The organism is Pauljensenia sp. UMB3104, assembly GCF_030217285.1.
GTDB lineage: Bacteria > Actinomycetota > Actinomycetes > Actinomycetales > Actinomycetaceae > Pauljensenia.
The window spans coordinates 1-260 of sequence record NZ_JASONN010000381.1 but is presented as its reverse complement, the minus strand read 5'-3'; the positions used below and the strand labels follow the sequence as shown (position 1 = coordinate 260).

The 260-nt window shown below is 55.4% G+C and carries 1 protein-coding gene; it reads left to right on the top strand.

From position 1 onward, the window contains the following. Positions 1 to 260 (top strand): peroxide stress protein YaaA (gene yaaA, locus QP415_RS12115; protein WP_285100241.1); only part of this gene is annotated, 260 nt, incomplete at both ends.

Genomic DNA, 260 nt, shown 5'->3' with positions numbered 1-260 from the left:
AGGCGAATATCGACTTGTATTCTGCACCATGCGATGCGGCTGAAAACCTGTTTACAGGCGTTCTCTATGACGCGGTCTCATTCCCAACACTGCCGGAGCAGCACCATGCGGTCGCGCTTGAAACAACGCGTGTCTTCTCTGGGCTTTTTGGTGTGGTGAACCTCGACGATGTCCTGCCCAACCACCGTCTTGCGATGGGCACGAAACTGCCGGACATCGGCCCTTTGCCGACCTATTGGAAGAAGCCCCTTGATACATCG